The sequence below is a fragment of the Chromobacterium sp. CCUG 30098 genome, assembly GCF_059916605.1.
The window spans coordinates 122,835-140,250 of the sequence record NZ_JAUCGS010000010.1; the positions used below are offsets into that span (position 1 = coordinate 122,835).

12 protein-coding genes are annotated in these 17,416 nt (G+C 66.8%); 4 read left to right on the forward strand and 8 right to left on the reverse strand.

Features of this window, described 5'->3' with window-relative positions; genetic code table 11:
* The first annotated feature begins 4 nt into the window (after positions 1-4).
* The 3 genes from QUG03_RS19875 to QUG03_RS19885 all read left to right on the forward strand — a co-directional run bounded on the left by QUG03_RS19875 (position 5) and on the right by QUG03_RS19885 (position 4,175).
* On the forward strand, positions 5-2,419 hold the full coding sequence (locus tag QUG03_RS19875; RefSeq protein ID WP_500820763.1) for a fimbria/pilus outer membrane usher protein: 2,415 nt from the start codon (positions 5-7) through the stop codon (positions 2,417-2,419).
* A gap of 33 nt (positions 2,420-2,452) precedes the next feature.
* Positions 2,453-3,445 carry a fimbrial protein gene (locus QUG03_RS19880; RefSeq protein ID WP_500820764.1) on the forward strand — a complete coding sequence of 331 codons (993 nt, stop codon included), beginning with the start codon at positions 2,453-2,455 and terminating at the stop codon, positions 3,443-3,445.
* Positions 3,446-3,860: 415 nt separating this feature from the next.
* Entirely contained in the window at positions 3,861-4,175 is a 315-nt protein-coding gene (locus QUG03_RS19885) for a hypothetical protein (protein ID WP_107801069.1), read from the forward strand.
* Between the two features lie 89 nt (positions 4,176-4,264).
* On the opposite strand, the gene QUG03_RS19890 is transcribed toward QUG03_RS19885, so the two are convergent.
* The 8 genes from QUG03_RS19890 to QUG03_RS19925 form a co-directional block, all read right to left on the reverse strand.
* The gene (locus QUG03_RS19890; RefSeq protein WP_500820765.1) at positions 4,265-6,499 is read right to left on the reverse strand and encodes a TonB-dependent receptor; all 2,235 of its coding nucleotides are present in this window, start codon (positions 6,497-6,499) and stop codon (positions 4,265-4,267) included.
* A 602-nt stretch (positions 6,500-7,101) separates the two neighbouring features.
* The gene (locus tag QUG03_RS19895) at positions 7,102-8,088 is read right to left on the reverse strand and encodes a siderophore ABC transporter substrate-binding protein (RefSeq protein WP_500820766.1); all 987 of its coding nucleotides are present in this window, start codon (positions 8,086-8,088) and stop codon (positions 7,102-7,104) included.
* The gene (locus tag QUG03_RS19900; protein WP_227106188.1) at positions 8,085-8,867 is read right to left on the reverse strand and encodes an iron ABC transporter ATP-binding protein; all 783 of its coding nucleotides are present in this window, start codon (positions 8,865-8,867) and stop codon (positions 8,085-8,087) included. The genes QUG03_RS19895 and QUG03_RS19900 overlap by 4 nt, the downstream gene beginning before the upstream one ends.
* A complete protein-coding gene (locus QUG03_RS19905) occupies positions 8,864-9,814 on the reverse strand; it encodes an iron chelate uptake ABC transporter family permease subunit (protein WP_500820767.1) in 951 nt (316 codons plus the stop codon). The genes QUG03_RS19900 and QUG03_RS19905 overlap by 4 nt, the downstream gene beginning before the upstream one ends.
* Complete coding sequence (locus QUG03_RS19910; RefSeq protein WP_500820768.1) at positions 9,811-10,755, reverse strand: ABC transporter permease; 945 nt, start codon at positions 10,753-10,755, stop codon at positions 9,811-9,813. The genes QUG03_RS19905 and QUG03_RS19910 overlap by 4 nt, the downstream gene beginning before the upstream one ends.
* Positions 10,752-12,521: an ABC transporter ATP-binding protein gene (locus QUG03_RS19915; RefSeq protein ID WP_500820769.1), complete on the reverse strand. Its 1,770-nt coding sequence runs from the start codon at positions 12,519-12,521 to the stop codon at positions 10,752-10,754. Before QUG03_RS19915 ends, QUG03_RS19910 begins: the two co-directional genes overlap by 4 nt.
* Positions 12,515-14,314 (reverse strand): ABC transporter ATP-binding protein, encoded by a 1,800-nt coding sequence (locus QUG03_RS19920; RefSeq protein ID WP_500820770.1) that lies wholly within the window; start codon positions 14,312-14,314, stop codon positions 12,515-12,517. The genes QUG03_RS19915 and QUG03_RS19920 overlap by 7 nt, the downstream gene beginning before the upstream one ends.
* On the reverse strand, positions 14,311-14,880 hold the full coding sequence (locus QUG03_RS19925; protein WP_253314688.1) for a sigma factor-like helix-turn-helix DNA-binding protein: 570 nt from the start codon (positions 14,878-14,880) through the stop codon (positions 14,311-14,313). The genes QUG03_RS19920 and QUG03_RS19925 overlap by 4 nt, the downstream gene beginning before the upstream one ends.
* Before the next feature lie 361 nt (positions 14,881-15,241).
* On the opposite strand from QUG03_RS19925, the gene QUG03_RS19930 reads away from it, so the two are divergent.
* Positions 15,242-17,398 (forward strand): condensation domain-containing protein, encoded by a 2,157-nt coding sequence (locus QUG03_RS19930; protein WP_500820771.1) that lies wholly within the window; start codon positions 15,242-15,244, stop codon positions 17,396-17,398.
* Positions 17,399-17,416: the final 18 nt, after the last annotated feature.

Below are 17,416 nucleotides of genomic sequence, written 5' to 3' on the forward strand. Positions count from 1 at the left end.
GGCGATGAGAAGCAAGCCGCTGACGCCCCCTGCCCGCCGCAGCGCCGCGACCCCGCTGGCCTGCGCCTGCTGGCTGATCGCCTGCGCGCAGGCGCTGGCGGCGGACGCGCCCGTCTTCAACACCCGCTTTCTGAAGCTGGACGGACAGGCGGCGGACCTCAAAGCGGTGCTGAGCGCCGGCAACGACATCCTGCCCGGCCGCTATCGCGTGGACATCCTGCTCAACCGCCAGCTGGCCGACCGCCGCGACATCCTGTTCCGCCAGGAACGGGACGGCAAAGTGCGTCCCTGCCTGGACGCCGCGCTGCTGCGCAAGCTGGGCGTCAAACTGCCGCCGTCCGGCCCCGGCGACGAGGCCTGCGTGGATCTGCCCCAACGCCTGGAGCACGCGCAAGCGCGCTACGACTCCACCCGGCTACAACTTGAGCTTTCCGTGCCGCAAGCCCATCTGCTGCGCCGCGCGGACGGCTATGTCGACCCCTCGCTGTGGGACGCCGGCGTCAACGCCGCTTACGCCAATTACCAATTCAGCGGCCAATACCGCCGGGGCCAGCACGGCCGCGCCAGCCGCCAGTGGTATCTCGGCCTGCAAAACGGGCTCAACCTGGGCGACTGGCGCTTGCGCAACGACACCACCCTCAACGGGAATACCGGCCAAGCGACAGAAATACGCAGCAACCGCACCCTGCTGCAACGCGACATCACCGCGCTGCGCAGCCAGCTGGCGCTGGGCGAGCAATACACCGACGCCATGCTGTTCGACAGCTCGCGCATCCGCGGCGCGCAACTGAGCCAGGACGAGGCCATGTTGCCGGACAGCGAGCGCGGCTACCGTCCGGTGGTCCGCGGCCAGGCGTGGAGCCAGGCCACGGTGGAAGTGCGTCAGAACGGCTATGTGCTGCACCGCGCCGACGTGCCGCCCGGCCCCTTCGAGTTCAGCGACATCGCCCCCTCCGGCTCCAACGGCGAACTGGAAATCACGGTGACCGAGGCCGACGGCAGCCGCCGCGTCAGCCATCAAGCCTTCTCCAGCCTGCCGCTGATGCAAGCCCAAGGCCGCTGGAAATACCACGCCGCGCTGGGCCAATACCAGGGCGGCGAAGCGGCCCGTCCCGCGCTGGCCGCCGGCGCGCTGGTTTACGGCCTCAGCGACGACGGCACCGTGGCCGCCGGCGTCCAGCTCTCGCCGCGCTTCCAGGCCGTCAAGCTGGGCCTGGGCGCCAACACCCCGCTGGGCGCGCTGTCGCTGGACCTGAGCCAATCCCTCAGCCGCGCCCAAGGCCGCCGCAGCCAGGGGCAAAGCCTGCGCCTGCTGTACCACAAGGCCCTGCCCCGCACCCAGACCCAGCTCACCCTGGCCGCTTACCGCTACTCCACCGCCGGCTATCGCAGCTTCAACGATCACGCGGCGGACCTGGCCCAGCGCGCCAACCAACACCGCGCGCGCGCACGGATGGACCTCAGCGCCCAACAGGCGCTGGGCCGGGAAGGCCGCCGCGGCAGCCTTTATCTCAGCCTCAGCCGGCAGAACGATTGGGGCCGGCCCGGCGCCAGCCACAGCCTCAACCTGGCTTACAGCCACCGCTGGAAACAATTCCATTACCACCTCAGCCTCAGCCGGAGCCGCGACGGCCGCGGCCAAGGCGACAGCCAGATCACGCTGGGCTTCAGCCTGCCGCTGGACAGCGGGCGACATGCCCCCCAGCTCAGCGCCCAGCTTGGCCGCGACGCCCTGCACACCAGCCTCAGCGGCCAGTTGGGCGAGGCCGACAGCTACACCGTCTCCGTGGGCCGCGACAGCCAGGGCGACGCCAGCCTGAACGCCAGCGGCGTCCATCAGGGCGATGTCGCGCAGCTGAGCGCCGCCTATAGCGCCGCCCGCGGCCATCAATCCGCCAGCCTGGGCGCCAACGGCGCCATCGTCGTCCACGGCGGCGGCGTCAACCTCAGCCGCGCCGTCGGCGACACTTTCGCCCTGCTGCAAGTGGACGGCGCCCCCGGTCTGAACGGCAACGGCTACAGCGTGCGCGCCGACGCCCAGCCTTATCGCGCCAACAGCCTGAGCCTGGACAGCCTCAAACTGGGTGCGGGGCTGGAACTGGAGGACGGCGTCAAGCAAGTGGTGCCGCGCCGCGGCGCGGTGGTGAAGGCCGTGTTCAAGGCGTGCAGCGGCCGGCGCGTTCAATTCAGCCTGCGCCGCCGCGACGGCAGCGCGGCGCCGTTTGGCGCCAGCGTGGAGGACGACGCCGGCCAACCCTTGGGCATCGTGGACCCGCAAGGCCGGACGCTGCTCTTGCTCACGCAGCCGCAAGGCCTGCTGGCCGTGAAATGGAGCGACGGCGGCTGCAACGCCCGCTACCGGCTGCCGCCCGCCAAGCCGGGGCGTCATTACCTGCGGCTAGAACTGCCCTGCCACTAAGCGCCGCGCTTAATCAAAGAAAAGGATACCCAAATGCACACGCCGCCTACCCGCCGCCCGCTGCTGGCCTGCCTCGTCTTGCTATTGACGCTGGGAAGCTGCAGCCGCCCAAGCCACGCCGATTGCAAAGTGGTTTCATCAACCATCACTCCAGCGCTTCCCGATCCCTTGGTGATTCCATACCTGGCGCCCGCCGGGCACCTGATCGCCAAGCAGGTGCTGAAAACCACGGTCAAATGCGACAAGCGCAGCGCCAACGGCCAACACAACTGGTACGCCTTTTTGTCCTATGGCAACACCGACAACGGCGGCTCATCGCTTAGTAGCGTCAGAAAAACCCAAACTTCCGGCATCGGCATTCGCTGGATAAACAGCAATACCCACTCCGGAAAATCTCAGACCTTCAGCACCACAAGTCTGAACAATGGCCGTACCAATCTACGCGGCATGCCCTTGAACGATACCGTCACCATTACCGACACGATCGAACTGGTCACAACCGGCCCGGTGACCTCCGGTCGGCTCAATCCGGAAAGCCATGCCGTCAACTACAAGAACAAGAAAGGCGGCGATCACGGACAGCCGCTCTACACCTACTCCTTCAATCAGCCCGCCATCAGGGTGATAGGCTGCTCGTTCAAAAACGCCGGCCAAACCGTCCGCCTGCCCGACGCCAGCACCCGAGACTTCGCCGGCGCCGGCCGCACCGGCGATAAGCCGTTCAACATCGATCTGGACTGCGCGCCCGGCACCAGCGTCAGCGCCAAATTGAGCGACGCCAACGCGCCCGGCGCCGCCGGCACGCTGCTGAGCATTGCCGGCGGGCCTGGCAGCGCCCAGGGCATTGGGCTGGAGCTGCAGCGCCAGGGCGAAACCGGCGCCTATACGCTGGGCACCGAGTTCACCAGCCTGGCGGCCAGGCAACAGCACGCGCTGCCCATGGTGGTGCGCTACGCCGCCAGCGGCCCCGCCATCCGGCCCGGCCTGGTCAACGCCGCCGCCACCGTGGAGCTGAGCTTTAATTGAGCCCCCGGCAATGCAATAAGGCCAGCGACGCCACCCTGCCCTGCTGGCTGCTACCCGAACGGTTCACCCTCACCCAGCTGCAACGCACTTAGGAGCAGATTTTTGGCGAAACCGTGTCCCGCAGCGCTTTCCGCTCCCGCTTGGGCATCCGCGAGGCGATACGCCCCGCGCCGCGTCTCGCAAAGCGCGGCAGACTTTGAACAGGTTCCAAGGCCGGCCCGGCTGTCGTCTTGACGCTCCCGCCTTCCCCACTCAGGCTGCCATGCGCCGCGCCCGACAGCGCGGCCATGAGCCTGCCCGCGTCCTCCGCGCCGCGCAGGCGTTTCTTAGAGCAGATCTTTGTGGAGCTCATAATGAATATATTTAATTTGCACCAGCGGCATCCCCGTTTTGTCACTGTCGGGGAGGAGCGGCCATGAACGCCCAAGCCACCCCGGTCCTGCTGCAACTGCAAGACCTGTTGCAAGAGCTGCGCGCCAACGCCCAGGGCCGGCCGGAACTGGAGGCCTTGTGCCACAAGCTGGACCGCCGCTATCTGGAGGTGGACGAGGGCCTGACCCGCAGCGTGCTGCGTTTTCACTCCGCCACCCAAAGCCTGCAAGCGCTGATGTCCTTGCTGCTGAGCTGCCCGGACACCAAGACGCTGAACGGCGAGCAGATCGCGGCGCTGCTGGAGCCGGTGCGGCAGGAGTTGCAAGCCGCCCATAAGCTGATTTGCAAGGTGATGTAAACGCGACAACGCCGCGGCGGAAGCCGCGGCGTCGGTCAAACGCCCCGCATGGCCGGCAGGGCAAGGCTCAGAGTCCGCGAAGCGGATGCTCAGAACGACACGGTGCCGGACAGCAGGAAGGTGCGCGGCGCGCCCAGGCCGCCGGACAAGCCGCTGCCGTCGCCGCCGCTCCACGAACCCACCCAGTAAGCGCGGTTGGCGACGTTTTGCACCGAGGCGCGCAAGGTGATTTCCTTGGCGGCCAGCTTGGTGGTGTAACGGGCGCCCAGGTCAAACGTGGTGTAGGACGGCAAAGACAGCTGGTTGTTGTCGCGGACGAAGCGCTCGCCCACGTACTGGGCGTTGCCGGTGGCGGTCAGGCCCGGCAGGGCGGCGATATCGTATTCCACGCCCAGCTTGGCCATCACCTTGGGCACACCGGAGGCCTGCTTGCCCAGGTGCGCCGGGTCCAGCGCCTTGGTCAGCTCGGCCCTGGTGTAAGACGCGCCGCCCATCAGACGCAGGCCGCGGCTGGCCTCGCCCCAGAAGCTCCACTCCAGGCCGCGGTTGCGCTGTTCGCCGTACACGCCGAAGACATTGCTGTCCGGGCTGGTATAAGCGCTGGGCCGGGCGATCTGGAACAGGCTCAGGCTATGGGTGAGGCCGCCCCAATCCAGCTTGGCGCCCAGTTCGTACTGCTCGGTCTGATACGGCTGCAGACTTTCGCCGGCGTTCTTGGCCGTGTCCGGCGCCACGCCGCCCTGATTCAGGCCCTGGATGTAGTTGCCGTAAACCGAGAGCTGGTCCGAAAGCTTGACCAGCAAGGCGGTGGCCGGGGACCAACGGCTTTGGTCGTAGTTGGAGGTTTGCGCGCCGGCGGCGTCGTAGTTGCTGCTCTGCACGTTCTGACGCCGCGTGCCCACCGTCCACTGCACCTTGCCGTCCATGAAGGACAGCGTATCCGCCAGGGCGATGCTGCCCAGCTTGTCCTGAACGCTCCTGCCCATATACCGGAACGCCGGCATGGACCCGAAGGACGGCGCATAGTAATTGGTGTTGAAGGTGGGGCCCATTCCATCCCGGTAGCTGCGCTCCGAGGTGAAGCGCGTGGCCGCCAGCGACCACTTATGCTGAATCTTGCCGGTGTCGAAATGACCGCGCACGCCGGCCTCGCCGGATTTCTGCGTGCCCTCGTTCATCAGGCGGAACGCGCTCACGCTAAGGTCGCCGGCGTTATTGAGCAAGCGGTCGCGCGTGATGGTGGCGTCGAAGTCCGCCTTGCGATGGCCATAGGCGCCGTACAGGGTCAGCGCCTCGCTCAGCTCGTATTCGCCGCGCAGCAAGGCCACCTGGGTGGTGTTGGTATTGGTGGCCCAATCCGGCGCAAACTGGTAATCGCCTTTCTTGGGCGTGGGCACTTGGGTCACGCCCGGGGCGATGGAGAAGATGCCGAAGTAATTGATGCCGTCCATCTTTTCGCGCTGCCGGTAAAGATCCAGCGAGACGCGGGCGCGCTCTCCGCGCCAGTCCAGGCCCAGCGAGGCCAGGTTCATGCCCTGTTTCTGCTTGTCCACCGCGGTGTCGCCGTTGCGGTAAACGCCGTTGAAGCGCACGCCCCACTGCTGCCTGTCGCCAAAGCGCCGGCCCACATCCACGTGCACGCCGGGCATATTGTCGGATTCATAAGTCGCGGTGACCGAGGTCAGCGGCGTGTTGCCCGCGCGCTTGGGCACGATGTTGACGCTGCCGCCCAGGCTGCCTTCCGGCGGCATGCCGTTGAGCAGGGTGGACGGCCCTTTCAGCACTTCCACCCGCGCCGCCATCTCGGTGGAGCCGCGCAGATTGGGCGCCATGCCGATCAGGCCGTTGAAGGTGATGTCGTTGGCCGAGGTGGGGAAGCCGCGGATATTGAATTTCTCGAGGATGGTGCCCTTGCTGGCCACGTGAACCGAGGGATCGGCGGCGCCGATCAGCGCGCCTATCTCGCGCGCCTGCTGGTTGGCCACATAGTCCTCGGTGTAGCTGATGGTGCTGAACGGCGTGTCCATCACGTCCAGATTGCCCAGCACGCCCACCCGGCTATCGGTGGCCAGCTGGCCGCCGGCGTAGACGCGGCGGCCTTGCACCACCACCGGCGCCAGCCGTTCCGGCGCGCCGTTGCTGGCCTGGGCCGGCGCATTGTCCGCCGCCAGCGCCGCCGGCGCCAAGCTCAGGCCGGCGCCGCCAAAGCCCACCATCAGGGCCAGATGGGTGGCGGCGCGCAGCGTATTCAGGGGGAAGGCGGATTGCGGCGCGAGTCGGCGTGTAGTTGATATGGGGGAGGCCGACCGTTTCTGACTCAACATCCAGATTCCTTTCTACGTGAGGAGATTGTTTCACTTCACTATGTATTCCGAAGCAAAGTGCGAAACCCTCAAATAGAAATGAAAATCATTTTTGATAGCACATCGTCAAGTCAACTCGCGCCCGGCTTAGCGCTTGTCAACGTCTCGCGAGCAAGAGCAAAAACCGCTGAGAACCTGTTTACAATCTGCTGCGCGTCGGCGATACGGCGTTGAAAACGCCCTCAAAATGCTCATGTACCACTCGTACATTCCGCTTTTTCAGTCGTTTTCGCCTTGTCTCGCCTTAGCTCGCGAGATCGTAAACACGTTCTGAGAAAGCGGAATGTGCAAGGGGTAGGAGCATTTTGAACGCGCGCCTCACGACGCGCAGCAGATCATGAAAGCTGGTTTCAAGAGCTACCTTGGTGAACATAGAGACCGCTGGTGGGTATCGCCTACGGCTCCTCCCACCCTACACAGGCTTGCTCGTCATCAGTAGGGTGGGAGGAGCGCAGCGATACCCACGCGGAAATCTCTTGAAGGGCCGGGACACATCGGCTGCGCGGTTTTCCGCGTACCGCGCTGGATTTCAAAACACGGCAGCAAAGATCGTAAACCGGCTTTCAGCTGCGATAGCCCTTGATCACCTCATCCCCAATCCGGTTCAGGCAGCTCAGGCTGGCGGTGCACAGATACCAGGTTTCGGCGTCGGCGAAGATCACCTTGCCCTTGCGCCAGGCCTTGGTCTGCCGCAGCAGCGGGTTGTCCAGGGTTTTCAGATTCAGGGCCGGCCGCCGCTCCATCACCGCGGTGCGGTCTATCACGTACAAGATGTCCGGGTCCGCCTGCTGGATGAACTCATTGGAAATGGGCTGGCCGTGCAGACCACTATTGGTCTCATTGCTGGCCGGCTTCACGCCCAGGGTGTCGAAGATGTAGCCGTAGCGCGAGCGCACGCCGTAGGAGGTGAAAGCGCCGTTGTTGTGCAGCACGATCAAGGCCTTCTCTGGGCGGCCGGCGGTCACCTCGCGCACCTGCTTGATCTTGGCGTCGATCTCGCCGGCTTTCTCGCGCGCCAGCGCCTCCTTGCCCAAAATCCGGCCCAGGGTCAGCAAATGCTCCTTGGCCGTGTCCAGGGTATGGCCGGGGCGGTTGTTGAGGTCGATGTCGTAATGCAGCGTCGGCGCGATGCGGCTCAGCTCCGGATAGCTCTGCGCCTGCAGCGGGGAGATCAGGATCAGATCCGGCTTGAGCGCGTGCAGCCGTTCCAGATTGGGCTGGATGGTGGTGCCCACGTCCATCACCTTGGGGTCCTGCTCGTACTTCTTCAGGAAGCCGGCCACATAGTCCTTGGAGATGCCCGCCACCGGCGCGCCCAACTGGTCCAGCGCGTCCAGCTCGCTCATGTCGAAGGCCACCACCCGCTCCGGCCGCTTCTTGATCTGGGTGGTGCCCAGCTCATGCTTGACGGTGAGCGGGGCGTAGGCGGCCTGGGCCGCCGGCGCGGCGGCGGCCGCTTCCGGCGCGGCCTGTCGGGTGTCGCAGCCCAGCAAGCCGCCGGCCACGGCCAGCGCCAGCAGGGCCGCGCGCGGCGTCTTATGAATGCTCATACGGTTTCTCCAGTGGGTGAGGGATTGAAGTAATTGCAGACGAAGCCGCGCTCGCTGGGCAGGATGTCCACGGCCAGGCCGTAGAGATCGCGCAGCCGCGCCTGGGTGACCACCTCGGCCACCGGGCCGCAGCCGTGCACCGCGCCCGCCTTCATCGCGACGATGTGGTCCGAGTAATTGGCGGCGAAGTTGATGTCGTGCACCACCAGGATCACGGTGCGGCCTTGTTCCTCGCTCAGCCGGCGTATCGCCTGCATGATGCGCACCGCGTGCTTCATGTCCAGGTTGTTGAGCGGCTCGTCCAACAGCAGGTAGTCGGACTGCTGGGCGATGCTCATCGCCAGAAAAGCCATCTGCCGCTGGCCGCCGCTGAGCTCGTCCAGATAGCGGGCGCGCAGCGGCTGCAAGCCCAGGAAGGCCAGCGCCTCGTCCACCGCGCGGCGGTCGTCCCGGCTCAGCAGGCCCTGGCTGTAAGGGAAGCGGCCGAAACCCACCAGTTCCTCCACCGTCAGGCGCAGGCCGATATTGGGGTGCTGGCGCAAGGTGGCCACGCGCTTGGCGTAGCTGCGCAGCGGAATCCGCTCTATCTCCTCGCCGTCCATCAGAATGCGGCCGGCGCTGGGCTTCAGCAGCCGGGCGACGGACATCAGCAGCGTGCTCTTGCCGGCGCCGTTGGGGCCGATCAGCGAGGTGACTTGCCGGGAGGGAAAACTGAGATTGACGTCGCGCAGCACTTGTTTGTCGCCGTAGGCTTTGTAGACGCGCTCAAGCGTGATCATGCATGTCCTCTGCTGCGCACCATCAGCGCCAGGAAATAGGCGCCGCACACCAGGTTGACCAGGATGCTGACGGTGGTTTTGTAATTGAACAGCTGCTCCACCAGGAGTTGGGCAGCAATAAAGATGGCGATGGCGACGGCGCAGGCCAGCGGCAGCGTGACCCGGTGCCGGAAGGTGCGCGCCAGCGCGTAAGTGATGTTGGCGACGAAGACACCCATGAAGGCGGTGGGCCCCACCAGGCTGGTGGACACCGCCGCCAGCACCGCGATCAGCGCCAACTGCATGCGCACATTGCCGGGGTAATCCACGCCCAGGGAAATGGCCTGCTCTCGCCCCAGCAGCAGCACGTCCAGCACCGCCAGCCGCCGGCGCACCAGCCAGGCCGCGGCCGCGGTCAGCAGCGCGGCGAACAGCAGCGCCCCGGGCTGGACCCGGTTGAAGGAGGCGTAGCTGAAGCCCTGCAGGATGGCGAACTCGCCGGGGCTGGTCTTGAGCTGGATGAACTGGGTGAAGGTGCCCAGCACCATGGTCAGCACCAGGCCGCTCAGCAGCAGCAGGTAGAGATCGTTGCGCTCCTTGCGGAACAGCGCGCGGTGCAAGGCCCAGGAATAGGCCAGCATCACCGCGATGGACAGCAGCGCGTTGCCGTGACGGCCCAGCAACGCCAGGCTTTGCGCGCCCAGCGCCATGACCAGCAAGGACTGCAACAACAGATAGATCGCCTCGTAGCCCATGATGGCCGGGGTCAGGATGCGGTTGCCGGTCAGCGTCTGGAAGGTGAGCGCGGACACGGCGATGCAGACGCCGGCCACCACGATGGCGGCCAGGCGCAGCAGCCGGTTGGGTATCACGTAATCGAAATCCAGGCCGGAGCCCAGCAGCAGGAACGCGAGCGCCAGCGCCGCCGCCAGCGCCCAGACGCCGCGGCGGATCAGGGCGTCCCTCATTTGTGCTTCCATAGAATCATCATCAGGAACAGGACGCCGCCCACGCTGCCCGCGGTCAGGCCGATGGGCACTTCGAACGGGTAAATCAGCAGGCGGCCGATGATGTCGCAAACCAACATCAACAAGGCGCCGCAGGCGGCGACGATGGGCAGCGTGCGCTGCAGGTTTTCGCCCCAGCGCAACGCCACCAGATTGGGAATCACCAGGCCGACAAAGGGAATCGCCCCCACGGTGATGACCGTGGCAGCCACCGTCACCGCCACCAGCACCAGGCCCAACGCCGCGGTGGCCGCGTAGCTCAGGCCCAGGCTGGCGGCCATTTCCTCGCCCATGCCCAGCACGGTGAAGCGGTGGGCGTAGCAATAGGCCAGCGCGACGATGGGCAGGATCAGGTAGACGATCTCGTAATTGCCTTCGACGATCTTGGAAAAATCGCCCAGCAGCCAGCCCTGCATGCTTTGCAGGATGTTGTGGCGATAGGCGTAGAACTCGGCCACGGCGCTGAGCACGCTGCCATACATCAGCCCTATCACCGGCACCAGCACGGTGTTCTTGAACTGGATGCGGCGAATGATGGCGATGAAGACCAGGCTGGACGCGAAACAGAAGGCCAGCGCGAACAGCATCCGCCCCAGGTTGCCGGCCTCCGGCGCCAGGCTCAGCCCCACCAGGATGCCCAGTTTGGCCGCGTCCAGCCCGCCGGAAGTGGCCGGCTCCACAAAGCGGTTGCGCACGATCTGCTGCAGAATCACCCCGCACACCGCCAGCCCCACCCCCACCAGCAGCAGCGCCGCCAAACGCGGCAGCCGGCTGGCGGTGAGGGTCAGCCAGCTGTCGTCGGACAGGGCCAGCGGCCCGGTCCAGGCCATCTGCTTGGCCCCCACCATCAGGGACAGGCCGCTGCAGGCCAACAGCAGCAGCGGCAAGGCGAGTCGTTTCAAGACAGCGCCTCTGCGGCCGCCGCCGCGGTGATGCGCCAGCCCTTGGCGCTTCTGCGCTGCTCCAGGAAGTGGGCGTAGAGGCCGGAGCCCGCGCTCAGCTCGGCATGACTGCCTTGCTCGCGCACCTTGCCGTCCTCCAGCACCACGATCTGGTCCGCCATCTCCACCGTGGACAGCTGGTGAGCGATGACGATCAGGGTGCGCTTGCCGCGCAGCCGCGCCAGCGCCTGGGCGATGGCGGCCTGGTTCTCGGTGTCCAGCGCCGCGGTGGCTTCGTCCACCAGCAGGATGGGCGCGTCCTTGATCAGCGCGCGCGCAATGGAAATGCGCTGGCGCTCGCCGCCGGACAGCCGCGCGCCGCCCTCGCCCACCGGCGTGTCCAGGCCCTGCGGCAGCCGTTCTATGATTTCCTCCACGCCGGCCAGCCTGGCCGCCGCCAGCACTTCGGCGTCGCTGGCGTCCGGCTTGCCGATGCGGATGTTGTCGCCGATGCTGCCCTGGAACAGATAAGCGTCCTGGAAGATCTGGCTGATCTGGCCGGCCAGCCGCTCGCTGGACAGATCGCGGACATCCACGCCGCCCACCTTCACCTCGCCCTGGTCCACGTCGAAGAAGCGGGCGATCAGGCGCAGCACCGTGGTTTTGCCGGAGCCGGACGCGCCCACCAGCGCGGTCATGCTGCCCGGCTCTATGCGCAGGCTGAACTCGCTCAACACCTGCGCCTGTTCCGGCCCGTAGCGGAAGCCCACCCGGTTCAATTCCACCGAGGCGTCCGCCGGCGCGCCGGAACGGGCCGGCTCCGCCATCGGCTCCACCTCGAACAGCTTGGCCACCGCCTGCAGCTGGCCGCGCGCGCCGCGCAGCACCTCGCTATAGCCGGCCACATCCAGCAGCGGGTCGATGAAGCGGCTCATCAGCATCAGCGCCACCAGCGCCGGCACCACCGTGGCCGGGGTCAGGCCCAGGCCGGCGTGGTCGCTCAGCCACAGCGCGGCCACCAACAGCAGCGCGGCGAAGCTGGCCTGCACCGCCCAGACATTGAGCACCGAGGACAGCGCCGACAGCCGGATCAAGCGCCGGCCGGATTGCTGCTGCTGGGCGATGGCCTGCTCCAGAAAACGCGTGCCGCCGCTTTCGCCGTTGAAGGCGCGCAGCACCGATTGCGCCTGCGCGAACTCCACCATGCGCTGGCTGCTCTGGCCGGCGTGCTGCTGATAGGCCTGGTCCGCGCGCTGGCTCAGCCGCGCGGTCAGCCAAAACACCAGCAGCAGGCAAGGCAGGCTGGCCAAGCCCACCCAACCCATCAGCGGGTTGACGGCGAACAGCGCGCCCAACACCACCACCGGCGTCACCGCGCCGACGAACAACGGGGTGAACACATGGGCCGGCAGCTGGGCCATTTCCATCATGCCCTGGGTGGCGATGTGGTTGAGCCGGGCGGTGTTGCCGGCGCTGAACCAGCCCACCGGCAGGCTGCCCACATGCTCGGCCAGCCGGTGGCGTCCGCCTTGCAGCACGGCGATGCCGACGGCGATGCCGGCTTTTTCCACCTTGCGCCGCAGGCCCCAGCACAGCGCCACGCCCAGCGCCTGCGCCGCCAGCCACACGCCGGCCGCGCGCGCCTCGCCGGCCAGCAGATGGCTGAGCACCGGCGCCAACATCACGATGGTCACGCCGCACAGCAAGCTGTAGATCAGCGCCAGCCACGCGTAGCGGCGCAATTTGACCGCGTCGTCCCCCAGCAGCCGAATAAAAGTCTTCAACATTGCGGCACCAATCCTTCCTGTTCTGCTGCTCCGGTCTTGTCGTAATGGCCCTGCGCCCACAGCCGCGCGTAGCAGCCGCCCTGCGCCAGCAGCTCCTGATGGCGGCCGCGCTCGATCAGCCGGCCCTTGTCCACCACCAGGATCTGGTCCGCCTGCATCACCGTGTCCAGCCGGTGCGCAATCACCACCAGGGTGCGGCCGCGGGCGAAGGCGGACAGCGCCTGCTGCAGCTTGACCTCGTTTTCCGCGTCGGCCGCCGCCGTCGCCTCGTCCAGCACCAGCACCGGCGGGTCCAGCAACACCGCGCGGGCGATGCTCAGCCGCTGAGCCTCGCCGCCGGAGAACTGCACGTCCTCGCCGATCACCGCGTCGTAGCCGCGCGGCAGTTCGAGAATGCGATCATGGATATTGGCCATGCGCGCGGCTTCCTCGATTTCCGCCTGGCTGGCGGAAGGCCGGCCCAGCGCGATGTTGTCACGCACGCTGGCGTGGATCAGCCTCACGTCCTGCAGCACGAAGCCGATGCGTCGATACAGCTCCGCGCTGTCCAGCTGCCGCAGATCCACGCCGCCCAGGGTGATGCGCCCGGCGCTGGGGTCGAAGAAACGCAGCAGCAGCCGCGCCAGCGTGGACTTGCCGGCGCCGGAGGGGCCGACGATGGCCGTCACCGTGCCCGGGGCCAGCGTGAAATCGATGCCGGACAACACCGGCTCCTGCTCGGAATAGCCGTAACTCAGCCCTTCCACGCGGATCTCGGCGTCGGCCGGCCGCGCCGCGCCGGCGCCGGTTTCCAGCACCGGCGTCTGCAGCAGCGCGTGCACGCGCTGGGCCGCGCCGGTGGCGTGGTTCAAATCATGAGTGATATAGCTCAGCATCAAGAGCGGCGAACTCAGCCCCGGCGCCACCAGAGCGAAGGGCAGCACGTCCACCGGGGCGATCCAGCCCAGGCCCACCATCAGCGCGCCGAAAGCCAGCACCACGCCCAACACCGACACCGGCGCGATGATGGCGTTGGCGTTGGCCATGGAACTGACCAGCGGCCGGGTGAAATCGGTGAAGGCGCTGGCGAAGGCGTCTATCGCCGCGCGGTAGCTGCCGTGCGCCTTGTGCTGCGCGCCAAAGGCCTTCACCACCGGAATGCCGTTGACGAACTCCACCACCGCGTTGTTGATGCGCGCCATGCCCGCGCCAAAGCTCTCCATATTGGCCGCGCTGGCCTTGTGCGCCCGCGCGAAGAACAGGAAGAACAGCGGAAACGGCAGCAGCGAGGCGATGGCCATGCGCCAGTCCATCGCGAACAGATACGCAATGGACGCCAGCACCGCGCCCGCGCTGCGCCCCAGCGTGGTGTAGAAATGGGCGGTCAGGCTGTGCAGGGTGCCGATATCGTCGTGCATCGCCTGCTTGACCTCGCCCGAGGCGCGGCTGGTGAACCAGCCCAGCGGCACCTTGGCCAGCCGGCGGGTGATGGCCAGACGCAGCAGGCCGGTGATGCGGTTGTCCGCCAGATGGGCCACCACGTCGCCGGCCAGGATCAGCGTCATGCCGGCGAACAGGCAAAGCAGGCTCAGGCCCACCACCCGCCACAAGACATCGCCGCCCAAGGCGGCCGCGCCCTGACCCAGCGCCAGCTGCGCGATATGGGCGACGCCGGCCAGCGGCGCCAGGCTCAGCATGGACCCCAAACCCGCCAGCAAGCCGGCGGCGATCAGCCGGCCGCGTATCGGCGCCAACACGCGGGCGATAGGCCCGGCCGCGGCCGCCTCTCCCAAAACCTCTTCCTCAACACTCATGACAACTCCTCTACGACACGAATTAATGAATGCGGCTTGCACGCGCCCTGCCCCAGGCCGGCCTCCACGCTGCGGCGGCAAGCCTGCAGGCCGAGCGCGACGTATTTCTCCACCGACGACACCGACACCTGCAGCTCCGCGGCGATATCGCCGTAGCTCATGCCGTTGAGCCGGGACAAGAGCAGGGCCTGGCGCACCTTGAACGACTTGCCCATCAGCGCCAGGTCCACGCCCTTGATCTCCTCCTTCACCAGCGCGCGCGCCTCTTCCGACTGCGCGCGCGGCTCCGGCTGCAAGGCCTGGCTTTCCAGATAACGGGCCTCCAGCCGGCGGCGGCGCAGCAGATCAATCACCTTGCCTTTGGCGATTTGCGCCAAATGGCAGCGCGATTCGTCCGCCGGCGGAAGCCGGCCTTTCTGGATGAGGTGCAGGTAAATGTCGTGAGCCAGCTCCGTCGCATCGTTCGGATTGCCCAACTTGCGCTGCAACAAGCCGCACAGCCAGCCGTGGTGATCCAGGTACAAGCTCCGCAATTGCGACTGAAAAGTGATCGGGCCATTGTCCACGCCCCTCTCCTTTTCACTTGTATTTGCAAATGATAATCATTTTTATTATTATCACCGACATTGTCAATACGTCATACAAGACGTAATCAACCAATGTCCTTTGCATGAATTATGCCGAAAAGCCAGTTTACGGCCGCCGGGCATGACGCATAAGCGCCCCCTCAGCCCGATGGGGCCATGACTGACACGGCCGGAATCCCGCGCCTTCCATGCCGTAGACATCTCATCGCAAGAACCCGCCGCACGCATTCCCAGGGCCGTCATCTCCCGACGACGCGTCCTGTTGACTGGCGACCGTCAAAGGCCTCCCGTCGCCGCCCGCAACGATTATTGGCTGTTGAATTTCAGAAGGAGACCACTCTTGTCGCACCCCCACCCCGACATCCCGTCGCAGCGCCTGCCCCTGAGCCTTCACGAAGAACAATGCTGGCTATTGCAGCAGCAACACCCGGAACGCCTGAACCGCCTTGTCGACGCCTGGCGGCTGGACGAGCAAACGGACCTCGCCCTGCTGACCCTGGCGCTGCAACAGCTGATCCAGGCCCGGCCGGAGCTGAACGCCCGCTACCAGTTCAGCGACGACGGCGATCTGCGCAAATCCCATGTGGACGGCTGGCACCCTTGCATCGCCTTCCCGCGCATGAGCGAAGCCCAGCTGGCCGAGCGCCTGCTCGCGCTGCGCGCGGCGCCCTGGGACGCGGAGACGCAGCCGCCGTTCCAGGCCCTGATCGTCCACACCGAACACAGCGCCGTGCTGGCGCTGAGCCTGCACCCCATCCTGGAGCCGGCCCAGCCCTTCAAGGCCTTGGCGGACGCGCTGGCCCAGGGCTATCAACAACTGGACGCCGCCCGCCGCCCGCTGGCGCTGACGCCGCTGCCCTTGCAGGCCGGCGAAACCGGCTACCGCCCGCCGGCGGCCGCCCAGCCCGCCGCCGACGGCCAGGACGCGATCGCCGCCGTCATCCTGAGCGAACTGCGCGCCGTGCTGGCCGAGCCCGGCATGAAGCCGGACGACAACTTCTTCGATTTCGGCGGCCATTCCCTGCTGGCCACCCGCATCATCGGCACCCTGCAAAGCAAGCACGGCATCCAGATCCGCTTCAACGACTTCTTTGAAGCGCCCACCGCCGCCGCGCTGGCCGCGCGCGCCACCGTCAGCGAACAACGCCGTCAGGCCGCGCCGTCCGCCGAAGTGCGGCAAGCGCCGCTGGCGCTGGCGCAAGCCTCGCTGTGGCGCGCCTACGCCGCCTACGACTTCGGCACCATCTTCAACCTGCCCTTCGCGCTGGACTTCCTCGATCCGGTGGACGAAAACCTGTTCCGCCTGGCCTTCACGGACTTGCTGGAACGCCACGCCAGCCTGCGCGCCACCTTCCATCAAGAAGACGGTGCCGCGCTGCAGCGCATCGTGCCGCTGACGGAAATCGGCGGCTACAAGTGGTTCTGGAGCAGCGCGGAGAGCGAGGGGCTGACGCTGGCGGACGAAGCCGCCCACCGCTTCGACCTGAGCCGGGAACTGCCGCTGCGGATACGCTTCTTGCGCCACCCGGCCACCGGCCGCCAGACCCTGTCCTTCCTGGTGCATCACATGGCGATCGACGAATGGTCGCTCAATGTGATGATGGACGAGCTGGCGCTGGCCTACCGCGCCCGCGCCGCCGGCAAGGCGCCGCAATGGGCCGCCCCGGCGCCCTCCTTCCACGCCTTCGCGCTGGAACAACAAAGCCAGGGCGTCAACCCGCGCCACATGGACTACTGGACCGCCATGCTGCGCGGCGCCACGCCGGGCCTGCGCCTGCCGGACCCGGCCGCGCCGGCCGCCGCGCCCGACCAAGCCGCCGGCTTCAAGGCCAAATGGCTGGAGTTCAAGCCCGAGCCGGGCACGCAGGAAGCGATCACCGCCTTCGCCAAGCGTCATGACTCCTCGCTGTTCAGCGTGGTCTATACCGCCATCGCGCTGGCCCTGCATAAGCTGGGCGATCTGCCGGAAATCGTGATCGGCACCTCGTCCTCCGGCCGCACCGACGCGGCGTATTTCGACACCGTCGGCTACTTCACCACCATGGTGGCGCACCGGGTGCGCTTCGACCGCGGGCAATCGCTGGGCAGCCTGCTCAAGGACGTGACCCTGACCATCAACGACTCCATGGCCTACGCCGACATTCCGCTGGAACTGGTGCAAAACGCGCTGGGCATGACGCCGGCGGACGGCCTGCTGTTCGACGTCTACGTCCAGGTCCACGCCAACAACGCGCTCAACGGCGCGCTGCCGGCCCCGGACGGCGGCGAGATCCGCTACCGCCAGATCGACCCGGACAAGAGCGAATCCATGTTCGGCCTGCAGTTCGAGATCATGGAAGACGCGCACGACGGCTCGCTGCGCCTGGTCATCACCTACCGCGCGGAGCGCTACTCCGCCGCCCAGCTAGAGGCCATCTGCGCCACGCTGCACCGCTTGTTCGCGCTCTTGAGCGCGGGCGACGCCAGCGAGCGGAGGCTGGAAGAGCTGCTGGGCTAAGCCGCCGCTCACGGTCCG

Coding starts and splice junctions, on each gene's coding strand:
- QUG03_RS19895 (WP_500820766.1), bottom strand. CDS start 8,088: ATGAGCATTCATAAGACGCCGCGCGCGGCCCTGCTGGCGCTGGCCGTG.
- QUG03_RS19920 (WP_500820770.1), bottom strand. CDS start 14,314: ATGAGTGTTGAGGAAGAGGTTTTGGGAGAGGCGGCCGCGGCCGGGCCT.
- QUG03_RS19885 (WP_107801069.1), top strand. CDS start 3,861: ATGAACGCCCAAGCCACCCCGGTCCTGCTGCAACTGCAAGACCTGTTG.
- QUG03_RS19880 (WP_500820764.1), top strand. CDS start 2,453: ATGCACACGCCGCCTACCCGCCGCCCGCTGCTGGCCTGCCTCGTCTTG.
- QUG03_RS19915 (WP_500820769.1), bottom strand. CDS start 12,521: ATGTTGAAGACTTTTATTCGGCTGCTGGGGGACGACGCGGTCAAATTG.
- QUG03_RS19875 (WP_500820763.1), top strand. CDS start 5: ATGAGAAGCAAGCCGCTGACGCCCCCTGCCCGCCGCAGCGCCGCGACC.
- QUG03_RS19890 (WP_500820765.1), bottom strand. CDS start 6,499: ATGTTGAGTCAGAAACGGTCGGCCTCCCCCATATCAACTACACGCCGA.
- QUG03_RS19905 (WP_500820767.1), bottom strand. CDS start 9,814: ATGAGGGACGCCCTGATCCGCCGCGGCGTCTGGGCGCTGGCGGCGGCG.
- QUG03_RS19900 (WP_227106188.1), bottom strand. CDS start 8,867: ATGATCACGCTTGAGCGCGTCTACAAAGCCTACGGCGACAAACAAGTG.